The sequence below is a fragment of the Rhizobium sp. NZLR1 genome, from assembly GCF_017357385.1.
Taxonomy (GTDB): domain Bacteria; phylum Pseudomonadota; class Alphaproteobacteria; order Rhizobiales; family Rhizobiaceae; genus Rhizobium.
This window is the reverse complement of record NZ_CP071637.1, coordinates 126,692-144,014: the sequence shown is the minus strand read 5'-3', so window position 1 is coordinate 144,014 and position 17,323 is coordinate 126,692. Positions and strand designations below refer to the sequence as shown.

Genomic DNA, 17,323 nt, shown 5'->3' with positions numbered 1-17,323 from the left:
TGGAGATGATTTCTATGGAATTCGATTGGTCCGTGATCTGGCAGGCACTGCCGGAACTGTTCAAGGGCGCGCGGCTGACCGTCATGATCGCGCTTGCCGGCCTCGCTGGCGGGTTGTTGATCGGTATTGGTGCCGGCTTAATGCGCGCTTACGGCAATGCCGCCCTCAACGCCGCTGCATTTATCTATATTGAAATTATCCGGGGCACACCGATCATCGTGCAGGTGATGTTCATCTATTTCGCGCTTCCGCTGCTGGCCGACATCCGGATCAATCCGCTGATGGCCGCTATCGTGTCGATCGTCTTCAATGCCGGTGCCTATATCGCGGAAATCGTCCGGGGCTCGTTTCTATCCATCCATAAGGGTTTGAAGGAAGCAGGCCTGGCGCTTGGCCTGCCGCTCTGGAAGGTGTTGGTCTACGTCGTCGGCCCACTGGCCTTTCGGCGCATGATCCCAGCACTTGGAAATCAGTTCATCGTCAGTTTGAAGGATACCTCCCTGTTCATCGTAATCGGCGTTGGCGAATTGACACGTCAGGGTCAGGAAATCATGGCGGCGAATTTCCGCGCCGTCGAAATCTGGTCGGCTGTCGCTGTGTTCTATCTGATCATGACTGGAACGCTGACCCTCATCCTGCGGATCACTGAGAAAAGGATGCGGATCCTATGAGCCTCGTCGAATTCAAAAACGTCACCAAGAATTTTGGGCCGATTTCGGTCTTACAGGACGTCGACCTCAGGATCGACACGGGCGAAGTTGTTGTCCTGATCGGTCCGTCCGGCTCCGGAAAGTCCACTCTGTTGCGCTGTATCAACGCACTCGAAGACATCAACGGCGGCGATCTCGTCGTTGACGGGATCAGCGTGCGAGAAAGCCGCGCCAAGGTCCGGCTGATACGCCAGGAAGCCGGAATGGTGTTTCAGCAGTTCAACCTGTTCCCCCAGATGACCGCCCTTGAAAATGTCGCGTTCGGTCCGCGACGGGTCCGCAATCTCGGCAAGGCGGAAGCGACCGCGCAGGCGACCGCGTTGCTTGCAAAAGTCGGTCTCGCCGATCGCGGCCACCATTATCCATCGGAGTTGTCCGGGGGCCAACAGCAACGTGTGGCCATTGCCCGCGCGTTGGCAGTAAAGCCAAAACTGATGTTGTTCGACGAGCCGACCTCCGCGCTCGACCCGGAACTGCGTCACGAGGTGTTGCGCGTCATGCAGTCGCTGGCCGAGGAAGGCATGACGATGATCGTGGTGACGCACGAGATCGCCTTCGCTCGCCAGGTCGGAACACGGCTGATCTTCATGGAAAACGGCAATATCGCCGTTGACGGCGATCCGGCTGTTCTTCTCGACAATCCCCAAAATCCACGTCTCCGCGAGTTCCTGCAGCATGTCCACTGACACCGGCTATCGTCTTACCAGCCTGACCCTCAAGGGGAGCCACTACGATATCGGTCGGGGTCTCGGGCACCAGGGAGCGGCTCTCGTCCACGGTCATCTCGTCAGGACATATGCCTGGGCAACGGTGATGGCGTTCAGGGACGACGACCGGGTACGAGTTGCCAGATCGCTGGTCGAACAACGCTACCCGCAATACTGGCAGGAGCTTTTGGGCCTGGCGGACGGGCTGGGGCTTCCCTTCAACGAGGTTTTTGCTTGGAATTGCCGAGGTGATCTCTGGGCAATGGCGCCGGACGGCTGCACCACCGTTCAGATACCAGGCGCGTGCCCGGTCGTTGCTCACAACGAAGACGGCGATCCGGGGCTGAGACAGGGCTGCGCACTGGCGACCATTGCTCCCGAACGAGGTCGGTCTTTCACAGCATTCGTCTATCCGGGCTCTATACCCGGGCATACATTCGCGATCAACAGCAACGGCCTCGTGCTGACCGTGAACAACATTCGTTCAACGCTCAGTGGAGGCGGGTTGCCGCGAATGGTGCTAACCCGCGCTATCCTCGATTGCCCGACGATTGATGCTGCGCTCTCTTTGCTGTCTGAAGCGCCGCGCGCTGGTGCGTTTCACTTGACGCTAGCGCAAGCGGGCCAGTCTCGCCTGGCCAGCGTCGAGTTCACGCACACCCGTTGCTCGGTCCTGGATATTGCCGGCGCATCTGTGCATGCCAACCATCTCGTGCATGCGGACATGGCGTCGCAGCCGCAGATCATAACGGGGTCGTCCGCCTCCCGGCAGGAACGTGGAAGGGGTATCCTCGATGCAAGCGACGGATCACTGGATCCGCTCTCCATTCTTCGAGACAGGGAACGGCACGCATTGCCGATCTATCGCATGCAGCCTGACGATCCCGATGGCGAAAACACGCTTGCCACGGCCGTCTTCAAAATCGGCAGGGACAGCGTCGAATGGGCCGTTTATGATAGCGAGGGATCAGCAGCTCGTTTCGAGAACATTGATCTGAACATCGCGGCAATGTGACCCGAGGCGTATGAATGGCTTTAACGAACGAGGCGACCGATTTTGTAAAACCGGCGACAATCGACGAACTCCGGAACCTCACGGTGAGCATCAATCGCGAGAACGCCAATATCTCGCTCGGTAACAAAGCGCTCGACGTACTGGCAAAGTTGGTGGAGACACCCGAGCAGACAGCCGTTCGAACCATTTCCGAATTGGCGTCCGGTCTTGGGGTGAACGCTTCGACCTTAACTCGGCTTTCTCAAAAACTCGGCTTTGCCGGGTTCAGCGATTTTCAGAGGGTTTTTCGCCAGGCGTTTTCTGCGGACGATCGGCACTTCTACAGTCAGCAGGCGGGGCGTCTTCTCTCGACGAAGGAGGACAGCGAGGAGGAACTGCACATCTTCGAAAGGCTAGGCCGAGAAACCAAGAACAATATCGACGGTTTCCTGACGCAGCTTCAGCCGAACGCGCTGCTTGAAGCCGCCGATTTGCTAGCAAATGCGAGCCGTATCAGGGTCCATGGCGTCCGTCAGTTTCATGCATTTGCGAGCTTTCTCACCTATGGCCTGGGGATGTTACGCAGCGATGTCTCGCTGCTGGACGCGCCTCGCCTTGGCGTCGCAGAGGCGATGGCACAGTTGGAAAAGGGGGACGTCATCGTCGTTGCGAGTTGCGCGCCGTATACCCGAAGCGTCGCTAACGTGGCTGAAATTGCGGCCAAGCTCGGTCTTATCGTTATCGCGGTGACGGATACACGCGCTTCTCCTCTCGTCGGCCCCTCCCGACACGCATTTTTCGTGCCCCATGCGAGCAGTTTTTTCAGCAACAGCATGGGTGCCTATATCGTATTTTGCGAAGGGTTACTCAATCTCGTGGCCCGCCAAATGGGTGATCGCGCCATGACAAGCCTCGCGTCGAGAGAAGCATTGCTCAGCTCTATGAAAGTTGAGATGTAGCCGCTCATTCTGGTCACCAGGATGTCGGTCGCGTCGTCGCCAGCTTTCGATCGGCAATCAGCGGGATGTAATATAGCCTGTTCCCGAGTGAAATCTGATCGCCTTGAACAGATATGAACCAACGGCATCGTTAACCAACATGTACGCAATACCGCGTGCGTACTCCAACACCTTATTTCCGCAAAGTTCCCTAGATTTTTCTGCGGCGACACGTATCAGATGGTGGAAGTTCCTTGGATGAGGAGCGTTTCCATCAATGCCTGAAGCATGGAGTTCACGTAAGCCAGACTTTACAAAGACGGCAGTTTTTTCGGCGTTTACAACGCGCTGCCAAAGGCGGACTTTGCCCCAACGATATGTACCTCATTGGAAACGATCGACCACCGGATCGATTGTTTTCGGTTTGCCAGCGGGGCTCTCCATGACCAAAAAGCAGATGAAACTCGGCCTTTCGATACGCTACATGGGATATCATGTTGGCGCGTGGCGCCATCCGGATGCGGTCCGTGGCGGCAACTCGATGCTTCAGTCGTTTCTTGGCGTCACGCAGACAGCAGAACGTGCCAAGTTTGACATGATATTTCTGGCAGACGGCATTGGCGTCCGATTGGACGACAAGCCGAAGGGCTCGATATGCCGTTCGCATCATAACGTCGAGCTGGAACCTTTAACGCTGCTCTCAGCGTTGGCTGCGCTTACGCAAAACATCGGTCTGGTCGCCACTGCCTCCACCACCTACAACGAGCCTTTCCATATCGCCCGCAAATATGGCTCGCTCGACCAGATCAGCGGAGGCCGAGCTGCCTGGAATGTTGTGACGTCCTGGTCGGATCAGGAAGCCTGGAACTTCTCGATGAGCAAGCAGCTCGACTACGACACCCGCTATGAGCGGGCGCAGGAGTTCGTCGAGGTGGTCACAGGTCTGTGGGATAGCTGGGATGAGGATGCCTTCATCATCGACAAGGAATCCGGCGTCTTCTACGACGAGAAGAAGATGCATGTCCTCGATCACGTGGGAAAGCATTTCTCCGTCCGTGGACCGCTTAGCGTTCGTCATTCGCCGCAGGGGCGCCCAATTCTGGTTCAGGCGGGCGTGTCCGAACCGGGACAACAGATTGCGGCAAGGCACTGCGACATGGTCTTCATGGCCAAGAACGATCTCAAGTCGGCGCAGGATTACTACGGGTCGGTCAAAGACAGGCTGGAAGGCTACGGCCGGAAACGCACCGATCTGCTCATGATGCTCGGCCTGACGCCAATTGTCGGCCGCACGCGCGAAGAGGCGCAGGAGAAATATGAGCAGCTCGAATCCCTGATTGATCCGGTCGTCGGACTTCAACTCCTCTATCGGTCTTTTGGCGATCTCTCACACCTGCCTCTCGACGGGCCAGTTCCGAAGCCAGATCTCGACAAGGTCGGCCTGAAGAGCAGTGCGCAGATGTATTACGATCTTGCCCAAAAGCAGAACCTGACGATCCGCCAGCTCTACAAGAAGCTGGGCATGGCGCAGGAACACAAAACCGTTGTTGGGACGGCGGAGGATGTTGCCGACGAAATGGAATCCTGGTTCGAGGCGGGCGCTGCCGACGGCTACAATATCACACCTACGCACCTTCCAGCCGGCATCGATGATTTCGTCGAGCTTGTCCTCCCCGAGTTGCGCAAGCGCGGCCGCTTTCGCGAGGAATACGAGGGTCGTACGCTTCGCGAAAATCTCGGCCTGCCGGTTCCTGCCAGCCGTTACGAACGCGCCTAACAAAGTGGGAGTACGGAAATGACCAGCAGCCCTGCCCTCACGACCAAAACGCCTTTCGCCCAGCCGCTCGAGGAAGGCGATCCTGCTATCGACGGTCGGCTATTTCGCAAATGCCTTGGCCAATACGGAACAGGGGTCGCGATCATCACCATGGAGACGAATGGCCAACGGGCAGCCGTCACCGTCAATTCTTTTGCCTCCGTGTCGCTCGACCCGCCACTGATCCTCTGGTCGATCGCGCATACGTCACGCAGCTGTGCGCTGTTCAAGAGTGGCGGCCGGTTCGCGGTGAATATTCTGTCGGCCTCCCAGATCGATATCTCCAAGCATTTCTCGAGCAAGATCGAGGACAAGTTCGCGGATGTCGCATGGGCGACGGGCGAGTTCGGCTCGCCGCTCCTCGACGGTTGCCTGGCGCATTTCGAGTGCGAGACTTATTCCCAGGTCGAAAGCGGCGATCACACGATCCTCATCGGTCTCGTGCGGCGTGCCAGCCGGTTCGACGGCGAGCCGCTTCTCTTTGCCAAGGGGCAATATAGCGTCGCAGATTCCCATCCGGATGCCTCGCCGGCTCCCGAGACCGCGGGCTCCAATCCGGAAACATCCTCTGCCGAAACCATCATTTCCCAAATATTCGACGCTCATCATCTGATCTCGGCGACATTCGACGAGCATCGCCGTGCCGAGGGCGTCGATATAGCCCTCGCCCGTGTTCTTGCCTGCCTTTACGACAATGCCGGCATGAAAAAGGATGCGTTGGCGCGAGCCACTTATCTCGGACAGCGAGACACTGAGGACGCAATCTCGGCGCTCGCCGAACGCGCGATGCTGGTGACCTCTGCTGATGGCGGCCTGACGCTGACACAAACAGGGCGGCAGCTGCGCGAGGCAATCCGCAATAGATGGCAGGAGTTTCAGAACCGGGAGGTCGAGGGAATTCCGGAGTCCGACCTGCGCGCCACGTTCCGAACCCTTGCTAAGCTGATTGCCCGTAATCGGACAAAGAACTGATGGACTGGGACTATATCATCATCGGGGCGGGGTCGGCCGGATGCGTGCTGGCCAACCGGCTCAGCACCGATCCGGCAGTCAAGGTGCTGCTGCTCGAAGCTGGTGGCAGCGACAAGCGGTTCAACATCATGATGCCGTCGCTGGCCTTCAAAGCGATGGCCGACCAGCGCCTGAACTGGAAGTTCATGGCCGAACCGGATCCGACACGCAACAATCGGCGGGATATGGTCCCACGTGGAAAGGTTCTCGGTGGTTCCAGCTCAATCAACGCGATGTTCTATGTCCGGGGCAATCGGGGCGACTACGATCATTGGGCGCAGCTCGGCAATCGCGGCTGGTCTTATGACGAGTTGCTGCCGTACTTCAAGAAAGTTGAGGGAAACCGTGACGGCGTCACCGACATCTACGGCAAGAACGGGCCGATCGTCGTCAGCGCCGTCCGCAGGCCACCGAAGCTCGCCTATGTCTTTATCGAGGCGATGAAGGAACTGGGATATCCCAATAATCCGTCCTACAATGCTGAGCCGACCGAAGGAGCGGCTGTAAGCCACGTCACCCAGCATATGGGGACGCGGTTCAGCGCGTCGAGGGGTTATCTGGACCCGATCAAGAAACGTCCCAACCTGAAGATCGTCACGGGTGCCATCGTCCGTCGCGTGGTATTCGACGGTAAACGGGCGTCAGGCGTGGAATTCGACGTCGGCGGCCGGACAAGGATCGAACGCTGCTCAGGCGAGGTTATCCTTTCAGCCAGCGCTATCAATTCGCCCAAGCTTTTGATGCTGTCTGGCATCGGACCTCGCAATCAGCTCCAGGCACATGGCATCGATGTGCTCCACGACAGCCCCGGCGTCGGGCGCAACCTTCAGGAACATGCCAGCACGCAGGTGAAGGCCTATGTGAACGTCAGGACACCGAACCAGGAGTTCAACCTCCTCGGAATACTGAAGTACGGCGCGCAGTTCATCTTCGATCGCTCGGGCTATGCCACCTATACCTACACCGGCATGGGTCTGGTCAGGACCCGCCCGGAGCTCGAATATCCTGATGTCCAGTTCCATTTCGGCGCCTTTTCCGCGAATTACACCGACGAAGGCATCGAGATGCAGAAAGAGGCTGCGATCAATCTGCAGCCCAATGTCAACAATTCGCGCAGCCGCGGCTATCTCGAACTGCGCTCAGCCGACCCCTACGAACAACCGAAGATCCAGCTCAATCTTCTGAGCGATCCCTACGACATTCAGACGCTGATGGCCGGCGGCAGGATCGCCCGTGCGGCGCTGCGGTCGAGGGCCTTCGCGCCTTACGTCACCGGCGAGATGAAGCCAGGCAAGGATGTCCAGACCGACGACGAGTGGATCGACTACATGCGCAGCAATGCTGCGGGCAGCTATCATCCCTGCGGTACGTGCAAGATGGGCATCGACCCGGCTGCCGTGGTGACGCCCGAGCTCAAGGTCATCGGCGTCGAAGGGTTGCGGGTCGTGGATTCGTCGATCATCCCGCAGATACCGAGTTGCAACCTCAATGCCATCAGCATGGCGATCGGCGAAAGGGGCGCCGAGATGATCCTCAAGGAACGTATAGCGCGGGCGGCGGCCTGATGGGTTACCTTTATTCTTTCCAGAACGGGGAATGGATTTGACCGAAGAAGCGAAACGCAGAACATTTGTTTTCTACATTGTTCCGGACTTCACCATGCTCGCATTCACGGCCGCGATAGAGGCGCTTCGTCTCGCGAACGCCGTGCTCGGACGAGAAGCCCACAGTTGGAGGATCGTCACCGCCGACGGAAAGCCTGTGCGAGCAAGCTGTGGAATTCCTGTCGCCTCTGACCGATCGGTTTCCGAAGAGCGCCTCGTCCCGCAGTCGGAACGCGCGGACATGATCATCGTTTGCGCCGGATGGAATGTCGAAAAGGCCGTGGATAAGTCCGTTGCAGGCTGGCTTCGGCAGAGCCGGAAATCCGGCGTCGAAATTGCCGGGGTATGCACAGGCGCCTTCATTCTCGGCAACGCCGGTCTTCTAGCGGACCGACGTTGCACCATTCATTGGGAACATATCCCAATGCTGAGAGAGTTGTTTCCAACAGCCGTTGTTGGTGGCAACATCATGGAAAGCGATGGCGACGTTCACACATGCGCTGGAGGAATTGCGTCGTTCGACATGATACTTCATTTTGTCAGCGAAAGGTTTGGCCGAAAGGTTGTGCTGGCGATTGGCGAGCAAGCGATTATTGGCAGACACCGAGACCCGTCGGAGCGTCAACGATCCCATCGGAGCACTTTGGGTTCCCTCAATCCCCTTGTCATCGCCGCCGTACAATTCATGGAAGACAACATAATCGAGCAGGTTGAAATCTCGGCTGTCGCCAAGCATATCAATCTCTCACGACGGCAAATGGAACGACTGTTCGCAAAGGAAATAGCGACGTCTCCGTCTCGCTTCTATCTCGAATTGCGGCTTGATCACGCTCGCCTTATGGTTCTGCAGTCCGGTTTGCCCATTGTCGATATCGCGATAGCCAGCGGGTTCATATCGGCGTCCCACTTCAGTAAATGCTTCCGGCAGTTCCATGGGGCATCGCCACAGCGATTGAGAGAACAGCGCCAAAGGAGTGTCTTGGTGCCGACCCTCAAAATGCAGATCGACGAAGGCGGTTTCAAGCCGGGACCATCTTCGAGCCTTCATTGAAAGCTCTCGTGCCGGGAGGTAGCGGCCTGGATGTCAGGGGAATGGTCGCCTCGATGGGCGACCATTGTTAGATTCTGTCCGCTCAATCTTCGTGCAGACCGCCGACAGCCTTCACTTCGACAAAGGCCTCGAAGCCGAACTCCCCGCATTCACGACCATTACCCGACTGTTTGAAGCCGCCGAAAGGCGCCGACGCGTCCCATGAAGGGTGGTTGATCATCACCTGCCCGGCTCGTAGCCTGGATGCCACGCGCTTGGCGGCGACGAGATCCTTCGACTGCAGATAGGCGGCGAGGCCATAGGGCGTATCGTTGGTGATTGCGATGGCTTGCTCCGTACCATCGTAGGGGATGAGGCTGACGACGGGTCCGAACATCTCCTCGCGCGCCACGCTCATCTCCGGTGTCACGTCGGCGAAGACGGTCGGCTTGACAAAAAAACCGCGGTTCATGTTGGCCGGCATATCGGATCCGCCCGTCACCAGCGTCGCGCCCTCGGCAATCCCTGCATCGATCAGCGACTTGACGCGCTCGAACTGCCTCTGGTTGACGACAGGGCCGAGTGTCGTCGCATCATCGTTCACGTCGCCGATGACAACGGACTCTGCCGCGCGCCTGGCAATCTCGACGGCTTTATCATGAAGATGGCGGGGCACGAGCATGCGCGTGGGAGCGGTGCAGGACTGGCCGGCATTGCGATAGGCGCCGAGAACGCCCTTGGTAACCGAGGCCTCGAGATCGACATCCGGCATCACGATGTTGGCCGAGTTGCCGCCGAGTTCCTGATGAACGCGTTTGACGGTGTCGGCGGCATTCTTCGCAACCTGAACGCCAGCGCGTGTCGATCCCGTAAATGAGACCATGTCGATATCGGGATGCCTCGACATTGCTTCGCCGACCGTCGGCCCGTCGCCATTGATCAGATTGAAGACGCCCGCAGGGACGCCGGCGTCGTGGAGGACTTCGGCAAACAACATCGGGCTGATCGGCGCATATTCGCTCGGTTTCAGCACGATCGTGCATCCGGTCGCGAGCGCCGGCATCACCTTGGTGATGATCTGCAGCACCGGGAAGTTCCAGGGCGTGATGAGCGCGCAGACACCGACCGGCTCGAAGGACAGCAATGTCTGGCCCGCCAGGCGTTCGAACTCATAAGTTTCGAGAATGCGGATCGTGTCGGCAATATGCGCCCGCGATCCGGCGATCTGGGCATCACGTGCAAAGGTGATCGGTGCGCCCATTTCCAGGGTCGTCAGTCGGGCGAATTCCTCGGCCCGCTCATCGAACAGGGTCAGCACGCGACGAAGCATTGCCAGCCGCTCCTCGCGGGAGGAAAAGGCATAGGTGCCGAAGGCTTGGCGAGCGGCCCTGACGGCCAGATCGACGTCTTCGGCGGTGCCCATGGCAATCGTGCCGGCCGGCTCCTCGGTCGCCGGGTTGACGACGACGCGCTGGGGCCTGTCGCCGGCCGGAACGAAGCGGCCATCGATGTAGAAATGGTCGAGGTACTTCAAGTGGCCTGCTCCTGTTTGACTGTCCCGGCGGTCGCGTTTTCGACGCTGACCGGCCTTACCGAATGCCGCGGCACCAACGCCCTGAAGACGTCCTGCATTCTGATCACCCCGACCGGTAGTCCGTCCTTCACGACCGTCAAGCTGCTTGCAAGATCGCCTTCCGAGCGGGCCATGACCGTATCGAGGTTGTCGTCGATATCCACCTCGCCGAAGGTCCCCGTGCCATTCGCAACATCCGAGACCATGACGGAGCCGGCGCGCAGGACGCGAGCCCGGTTGATGTCATCGACAAACTTCTCGATATAGGCATCGGCGGGATTGAGGATGATGCTCTGCGGCTCGCCCTGCTGGACGACGACGCCATCCTTGAGGATGACAAGGTGATCAGCGAGCCGGAGCGCCTCATCGAGATCGTGGGTAATGAAGATGATGGTCTTCGAAAGCTCGTGCTGCAGATCGAGCAGCAGGCTCTGCATGTCGGTGCGCATCAGCGGATCGAGCGCCGAGAAGGCCTCGTCCATCAGCATGACATCAGAATTGGAGGCAAGTGCGCGCGCAATGCCGACGCGTTGCTGCATACCACCGGAAAGCTGGTGCGGGTAATGGTTCTCGTAACCCTTGAGCCCGAGCCGCGCCAGCCAGCGGATGGCATTTTCCCGCGCCTCGGTCTTGTTGTCGCCCCTGACGTCCTGCGCCATCTCGACATTCTGGACCACACGCATGTGCGGCATCAGGGCGAAGCTCTGAAACACCATCGACATGCGGAAGCGTCGCAGCTCGCGAAGTGCCTTTCCCGTCAAGCCAGCCACATCGATGCCGTCCAGCAGGATTTCACCGGCAGTGGGACTGATCAGACCGTTCAGATGCCGGATCAGGGTCGACTTCCCCGATCCCGAAAGGCCCATGATGACGGTGATGTCGCCGCGGCGCATATCGACGTTGATGTCTCTCAGCCCGAGGACATGACCGTGCTTTTCGAGAAGCTCGGCCTTGCCCATGCCACCATGAACCTTCGGCACCATGGAATGAGGGTGGGGGCCGAATATTTTGTAGAGGTCTCGGATCGAAATCTTCGGCTGGTCGGTCAAGGGCGCTCTCCCCGTGGCTGGAGAGTTCCATTGATACGCGACATCGAGACCTTGCTGACCCGGTCGAACATGATTGCGAGCAGCACAATGCCAAAACCTGCGACAAGCCCGGTCCCAAGTTCGAGATTGTTGATACCACGCAGGACGAGGACACCAAGGCCAGGGGCCGAGACCAGCGATGCGATGACCACCATAGACAGCGCCATCATGATCGTCTGATTGACCCCCGCCATGATGCTCGGCAATGCCAGCGGCATCTCGACCCGGAACAACTTCTGCCACCCATCCATGCCAAACGCATCGGCGGCTTCGCCGACACTGCCGTCAACCATGCGGATACCGAGATTGGTCAGACGAATAACTGGGACCACCGCGTAAAGGATGATGGCGATGCCGTAGAGCTTCGATTCCGTCACCGAAAACAGGAAGATCAGCGGAATGAGGTAGACGAAGGACGGCAGCGTCTGGAGCATGTCGAGCACGGGAAGCGAAAGCCGCTCCATCCGTTTGCTCTTCGCCATGAGTATGCCGATCGGGATGCCAACCAGAATGCAAATGAAGGTGCAGGAAAAGACGATCGCCATGGTCTGCAACGCATAGTGAAGGTGATCGACGACGCCGAGAACCAGAAGCCCCGCAGCGACCAATGCCAGGATCGACCACGAGCGGGACGCGAGGTAGACCAAGACCAGAAGCGCCAGGACCATCGCCCACCAGGGCGCAATCTCAACCAAGCGCAGCGATGAATCGAGCAGCCAGGACAGCGGCTGGGTCAGGGGATCGAGCACCGTCTTCAGCGCTACGCGGATGTATAGGAAGCCGCTTTCTATCCCCGACGTAAAATCGCGCGTTCGTGGAATGGCCCGGCAGGCATCGTGGAAGGCGTCGAGCGAGGGAAAGGGAGCATCCATTAATGAGGGCGGCGGCCCACCTGCCTCTTTGCTCTTCTTGATCAGGTCGGCCATGCTGACAGGGCCAGTCGAGGCCGAAGCGTCGCACCAGTCACGAAGACCAAGGTGATTGAACAGTCCATCGTAAAAAGCCATGAGCACCCAGGATCTGAAGCTTGAGGGACAGGTTGACGCTGCCCTTGAGACAAGGATCGAACGTGATGGGGTCCGCAAGCGGATTGCCGCGGACCCGAGACGTTACTTGACGATGGCGCTGATCTTGGCCTTGGCGTCTTCAGAAAGCCAGCTTGGCCAGACGTCCTTGTAGGTCGTCAGGAAGTGGACCGCCGTCTCGTCGGCAGTCGCTTTGTTGTCTTCCTGCCAGGCGAGCAGTTCGTTCATTTGCGAGTTCTTGAAGCTGACCTTGCTCATGAGAGCGACCAATTCCGGGTTCTTGTCGTGAAAGGCCTTGCCCATAGTGGTGAGCACGGTCGCGCTCGGCCAGCCGGTCTTGCCGGGTGTCGCGCAATCGGCGGTCGCGTTGCACTTTGCCTTGTCCTTGTCGATTGGCCCCATGTCGACCTTGAACATCTTGTACTTGCCGAGCACGCTTGTCGGTGCCCAGTAGTAGCCGAACCATGGTTCCTTCGCGGTGTTAGCCGAAGCAATCGAAGCGGCGAGCGTCTCGCCGGATCCGTGGTTGAAGATCTCGATCGCGTGTTTTTCGAGCTCAAACGCCTTGATCAAATTGTCATCCGACGTACGGCAGCCCCAGCCGACCGGGCAATTGTTGAACTTACCACCGACGAGCTTCGGATTTGCCAGAATGCCATCAAGGGTCTTTAGCTCTGGATGGGCATCAGCCAGGTACTGGGGAATCCACCAGCCGTCTTCGCCGCCATCGGACAGCACGTCGCCGACCTTGACGATCTTGCCTTCCTTTTCGAGCTTGTAATAGACATCGGCCACACCTGGCCAGACCTCGGTCAGAATGTCGGGCTGCCCGGTTTCGGCAAGCGAGGTGAGTGCCGGAACAGTGGAGGTCGGCACCTTCTTGACAGTGCAGCCGTAGCCTTGCTCCATCAGGAAGCTGGAGACGGCGGTGACCACCGCGGCCGATGACCAGTTCATCTCGGTGATCGTAACATTGCCGCAGGCGGCATTCGCGTTGGTGACGCTGGCAAGCAGGCTCGCGCCAAGCAAGCCGATTGCTGCGAGAATAGATTTCATGTCGTTCCCCTTTCGAACAAATTACGCCTGAACGTTCGGCGGTGAGCATCAAGCTTCCGGCGTCGTATGTTGAATTATTGTTATCAAGCAGGGGTCAGCTTACGTTCCATACAGGCGATGGCAAGTTGCTTAATTCCTACGATATGCGTAAGCTCAGCTTTATGCAAAAGCTTCGGTCAAGACTGCCACCCCCGAACCACCTCGTGACCTTCGAAGCCGCTGGACGTCAGCTTAGCTTTACCAAGGCGGCGATGGAACTCAATGTCTCACGCGTGGCTGTCAGCCAGCAGATCCAAGCGCTGGAGAGATTCCTTGGTGTCCCGCTGTTTCAGCGCTTGCAGCGCTCAGTCAGGCTGACGAAGGCCGGAGAGCGGTATCATGTAGCTATTTCCGATGCCTTGGAGAGAGCGCTTCGGGCGACAGCGGAGATCACCAGGCAAGCCGACACCAATGTCGTCAATGTCGGGACCACGCCGGGTTTCATGACCTATTGGCTGATGCCAAGGCTTGGCGAGTTCAGGGCAATCCATCCGGACATCGAGCTGCGGTTTATCGTTTCCGACGGAAACCTGGGCTTCGACGACAATATCGATGTTGCTATCCGATACGGTGATGCGCAACCTGACAATGCCGAGGCGACTTTTCTCAGCCGTCAGTCCATCAGTCCCACTTGCTCAGACAAGCTGTTGCCATCCGGGACCAGACTGACCCCCATCGATCTACTTCAGCAGCCTCTCATTCATCTCGAAGGTCCTTACGACGAGCAAACCCGGTGGGCGAAGTATTTCCACACCCTCGGGATCGACATGGGCAAGGCTCGGACCGGCATCACGGTCAACTCCTACACCAATTTGGTTCAGGCAGCTCTCGATGGCCAAGGCTTCGCTCTGATCGGTCCTCCTCTGATAGAGAACTTCCTCAACAAGGGGTCGTTGATACAGCCCGTCGATGCGCCTCCGATTGCTCGCCACGCTTTCTATCTTGCGCTTCCTAAAGGAACGGTTCCGGCCTCAACACAGATCTTTTCAGATTGGGTGATTGGTGCGTTTCCTGGCCGCGAAGTCGAGATTGCTTGATGCATCGCCAGAAAGTTACGTGGGACCAACTTTGAAAAATTGAGCCGGAGCTCGGAGCGACGCAGTTTCCTGCCTAAGCTAATTCTTGACGAGACTATGCAACTGCGTTGGGGTATCGCCGGCCATAGGCTGGAAGTCCGTATAATACCGTTCGTCACCACCCCAGAAGGCTTCGCGCACATAGGGCGTGAGCGGCAGGTTGCGACGAAACCGTTCCGGCAGATCGGGGTTCGATGTGAAGAACCGACCGAACGCAACAGCGTCAGCATCACCACGTTCTATGATCGACTCGGCGTCGGCGCGATCAAATCCGCCGGCGGCGATGATGGGCCCCTTGAAGATTTTGCGCAGATAGGAGGATGCGACAGGTGCCTGCCCTTCATGCACAGTTTCGACACCGCTGACGCGCGGTTCGATAATGTGCAGGTAGGCCAGACCGTAGGCGTTCAAGGCCTCGGCAAATGCGCCGAACGTCGCCTGTGGATCGCTGTCCGAAATCGCCCCCCAGGTGCCGCTCGGCGAGATACGGACGCCGACGCGATCGGCGCCGAATACCGAGATCAAGGCCGCGGTGAGTTCGAGCGGGAAACGCATCCGATTGGTGATCGAGCCACCGTAAGCGTCGGTGCGCTTGTTCGTGCCGTCCTGAAGGAAGGTGTCGACGAGATAGCCGTTTGCGGCATGCAGTTCGATTCCGTCGAAGCCGGCAGCCTTGGCCCGCTCGGCACCGCGTTGGAAACTTTCGATCAGCACCGGGATTTCCTCGAGTGCGATCTCCCGGTGCGGCGAAACGGGAACCCGGCCGTTTTGCGTGAAGGCCTTTCCTTCGAACGGCACAACGGATGGCGCTATCGGAGCGCCGCCATCGCTGAGATCGACATGGCTCTGACGGCCATCATGAGCGATCTGCATGATGATCAAACCACCCTTGGCATGGACGGCGTCGGTGATCTGCCGCCATCCCGCCACATGGGCGTCTGTATAGATGCCGGGCGCGCCAATATAACCGCGGCTGTCGTGCGAGGGATGGGCGGACTCGGTGATGAACAGACCGCCCTGCGATGCCCGCTGGCGATAATAGTCCACCATCATCGGGCTGGGTGTCTCGTCCGCCAGCGCACGCAGTCGGGTCGTTGGGGCATGGACGACGCGATGACTGAGGTCAAGCGCGCCGATCCGCACTGAAGTGAAGAGCTTGGACATCATATGTACCTGCCAATGTTCTTGGGAGACGGAGCTGGATTTGAGAGGTCAGGCCGAGAAGCTTTCGCGGGCTGCCAGGGCGTTGTACCAGCGACTGGTCGCCGCGTTCGCTTCGGGGATCGCGAGCTGGAGCGCATTGGTGGCGAAACCGATCGTTACGAAGGCGGTGATGTCGGCGGCCGATAGGGCGGGTCCGGCTACGAACGGTTGCTCGTTGAGACGGGCTTCGAGGTCGGTGTAGAAATCCTTCACCCGTTCCATGCCGCGGTCGACCAGGGCCGGAATCTGCTCGTAATCATGCGGGCCGGCAATCGCGCGTCCCTTCAGGCCGGCGGCGCGGTTGCGGACCGTTTCCATGACGGCCGCGAAGCCTTCAAGCTCCATCCGTCGTTCCCACATCTGGATGACGGCTTTCTCCTTGGCATCTGCGCCGAGCAAAGGTTTGGTCGGGAAAGCTTCGTCGAGATAGCGCATGATGGCGGGGACTTCGCCGATCACGGTTCCGTCTTCCAGCACGAGTGTGGGGACAACCCGGCGTGGGTTGATCGCGACATAGGCGTCGGAAAACTGCTCCTTGGCGCCGAGATCAATCGCCACCTGGGTGAGCGTGACACCCTTTTCGGCAAGGAAGATGCGGACGCGGCGGGAATTCGGCGAGCCGTTCGACTGGTAGAGTTTCAAGTTGGCGTTCATGATGACTGTCCTTGAGTGATGGGTTTGGCAATGGGGTTGCAATCAGAGCTTGGAGCCGCCGTCGACATGCAGCGTGTCGCCGGTCACCCAGCGGGCGTTTTCAGAGGCAAGGAATGCCACAGCGTCCGCAATGTCCTCTGGCTCGGCCATCCGCTTCAGCGCCTGCATGCCGAGCGTGAATTCACGACCCTGGTCGGTCTTCGCAAAATTCGACATGTCGGTCGGGACGACGCCCGGTGCGACGGCATTGACGCGGATACCCCTCGGGCCAAGCGCCGCGGCGAAATGCTTGACGAGGGTATCGATGGCGCCCTTGGTCGATGCATAGGCCGATAGGTTTCCCACCGCAGCATCCGCTGCGAGCGACGACAGCAGCACGACGCTCGAGCGTTCGCCGAGGATCGGCAAAAGCTGCTGGACAAGGAAGAAGGGAGCGCGGACGTTGACGGCAAACAGCCGATCGAAATCCTCGACTGTCGTCTCTTCTATCGTCGCGGCCTGTGACGTACCGGCATTGGCGACGAGAATATCGAGACGATCCCCGACGATGGCACGAACCTGCTTGGCGAGGTCATGCGGCCCCGCCGGCGAGGACAGGTCGGCACCGAGGGCTTCAGCCCGGCCGCCCGCGTCACGGATTTCCTTGACGACGGCCTTTGCCTCGTCAGCGCCGCGACCGTAATGCACGAGCACCTGGGCTCCGGCCTTTGCGAGCGCGAGTGCCGTGGCGCGGCCAATGCCGCGGGAAGCACCCGTGACGAGTGCTGTCTTACCTTTGCAGCCGTTCATAATGGTATCT

Annotated in this window: 16 protein-coding genes; 9 read left to right on the top strand and 7 right to left on the bottom strand. The window is 58.9% G+C overall.

Features of this window, described 5'->3' with window-relative positions; genetic code table 11:
* Positions 1-14 precede the first annotated feature (14 nt).
* The 8 genes from glnP (at position 15) to J3O30_RS32450 (ending at position 8,831) form a co-directional block, all read left to right on the top strand.
* Entirely contained in the window at positions 15-671 is a 657-nt protein-coding gene (gene glnP, locus J3O30_RS32485) for a glutamine ABC transporter permease GlnP (protein WP_207585943.1), read from the top strand.
* Entirely contained in the window at positions 668-1,396 is a 729-nt protein-coding gene (gene glnQ, locus J3O30_RS32480; RefSeq protein ID WP_207585942.1) for a glutamine ABC transporter ATP-binding protein GlnQ, read from the top strand. Before glnP ends, glnQ begins: the two co-directional genes overlap by 4 nt.
* Entirely contained in the window at positions 1,386-2,432 is a 1,047-nt protein-coding gene (locus J3O30_RS32475) for a C45 family peptidase (protein ID WP_207585941.1), read from the top strand. Before glnQ ends, J3O30_RS32475 begins: the two co-directional genes overlap by 11 nt.
* Before the next feature lie 14 nt (positions 2,433-2,446).
* Complete coding sequence (locus J3O30_RS32470; RefSeq protein WP_207585940.1) at positions 2,447-3,370, top strand: MurR/RpiR family transcriptional regulator; 924 nt, start codon at positions 2,447-2,449, stop codon at positions 3,368-3,370.
* 421 nt (positions 3,371-3,791) lie between these two features.
* On the top strand, positions 3,792-5,126 hold the full coding sequence (locus J3O30_RS32465) for an LLM class flavin-dependent oxidoreductase (RefSeq protein ID WP_207586158.1): 1,335 nt from the start codon (positions 3,792-3,794) through the stop codon (positions 5,124-5,126).
* A gap of 18 nt (positions 5,127-5,144) precedes the next feature.
* A complete protein-coding gene (locus J3O30_RS32460) occupies positions 5,145-6,137 on the top strand; it encodes a flavin reductase (RefSeq protein ID WP_207585939.1) in 993 nt (330 codons plus the stop codon).
* The gene (locus tag J3O30_RS32455) at positions 6,137-7,741 is read left to right on the top strand and encodes a GMC family oxidoreductase N-terminal domain-containing protein (RefSeq protein WP_207585938.1); all 1,605 of its coding nucleotides are present in this window, start codon (positions 6,137-6,139) and stop codon (positions 7,739-7,741) included. The genes J3O30_RS32460 and J3O30_RS32455 overlap by 1 nt, the downstream gene beginning before the upstream one ends.
* A gap of 31 nt (positions 7,742-7,772) precedes the next feature.
* Positions 7,773-8,831: a GlxA family transcriptional regulator gene (locus tag J3O30_RS32450; protein WP_207585937.1), complete on the top strand. Its 1,059-nt coding sequence runs from the start codon at positions 7,773-7,775 to the stop codon at positions 8,829-8,831.
* 82 nt (positions 8,832-8,913) lie between these two features.
* Here the strand turns inward: J3O30_RS32450 and J3O30_RS32445 are convergent, their stop codons facing one another.
* From J3O30_RS32445 to J3O30_RS32430, 4 genes are all read right to left on the bottom strand, one after another.
* On the bottom strand, positions 8,914-10,344 hold the full coding sequence (locus tag J3O30_RS32445) for an aldehyde dehydrogenase family protein (RefSeq protein ID WP_207585936.1): 1,431 nt from the start codon (positions 10,342-10,344) through the stop codon (positions 8,914-8,916).
* Positions 10,341-11,432: an ATP-binding cassette domain-containing protein gene (locus J3O30_RS32440; RefSeq protein ID WP_207586150.1), complete on the bottom strand. Its 1,092-nt coding sequence runs from the start codon at positions 11,430-11,432 to the stop codon at positions 10,341-10,343. The genes J3O30_RS32445 and J3O30_RS32440 overlap by 4 nt, the downstream gene beginning before the upstream one ends.
* The gene (locus tag J3O30_RS32435) at positions 11,429-12,478 is read right to left on the bottom strand and encodes an ABC transporter permease subunit (protein ID WP_207586149.1); all 1,050 of its coding nucleotides are present in this window, start codon (positions 12,476-12,478) and stop codon (positions 11,429-11,431) included. The genes J3O30_RS32440 and J3O30_RS32435 overlap by 4 nt, the downstream gene beginning before the upstream one ends.
* Before the next feature lie 102 nt (positions 12,479-12,580).
* Positions 12,581-13,552 (bottom strand): ABC transporter substrate-binding protein, encoded by a 972-nt coding sequence (locus tag J3O30_RS32430; RefSeq protein WP_207586148.1) that lies wholly within the window; start codon positions 13,550-13,552, stop codon positions 12,581-12,583.
* Between the two features lie 203 nt (positions 13,553-13,755).
* Between J3O30_RS32430 and J3O30_RS32425 the strand changes: the two genes are divergently transcribed.
* The gene (locus J3O30_RS32425; RefSeq protein WP_246762931.1) at positions 13,756-14,628 is read left to right on the top strand and encodes a LysR substrate-binding domain-containing protein; all 873 of its coding nucleotides are present in this window, start codon (positions 13,756-13,758) and stop codon (positions 14,626-14,628) included.
* 78 nt (positions 14,629-14,706) lie between these two features.
* On the opposite strand, the gene J3O30_RS32420 is transcribed toward J3O30_RS32425, so the two are convergent.
* From J3O30_RS32420 to J3O30_RS32410, 3 genes are read right to left on the bottom strand one after another with little or no spacing between them, the layout of a single operon-like run.
* Positions 14,707-15,831, bottom strand: a complete 1,125-nt coding sequence (locus J3O30_RS32420; protein WP_207586147.1) for an alkene reductase — start codon at positions 15,829-15,831, stop codon at positions 14,707-14,709.
* Between the two features lie 48 nt (positions 15,832-15,879).
* The gene (locus J3O30_RS32415; protein ID WP_207586146.1) at positions 15,880-16,524 is read right to left on the bottom strand and encodes a glutathione S-transferase family protein; all 645 of its coding nucleotides are present in this window, start codon (positions 16,522-16,524) and stop codon (positions 15,880-15,882) included.
* Positions 16,525-16,566: 42 nt separating this feature from the next.
* Positions 16,567-17,313, bottom strand: coding sequence for an SDR family oxidoreductase (locus tag J3O30_RS32410; RefSeq protein WP_207586145.1), 747 nt, complete (start codon positions 17,311-17,313; stop codon positions 16,567-16,569).
* Positions 17,314-17,323: the final 10 nt, after the last annotated feature.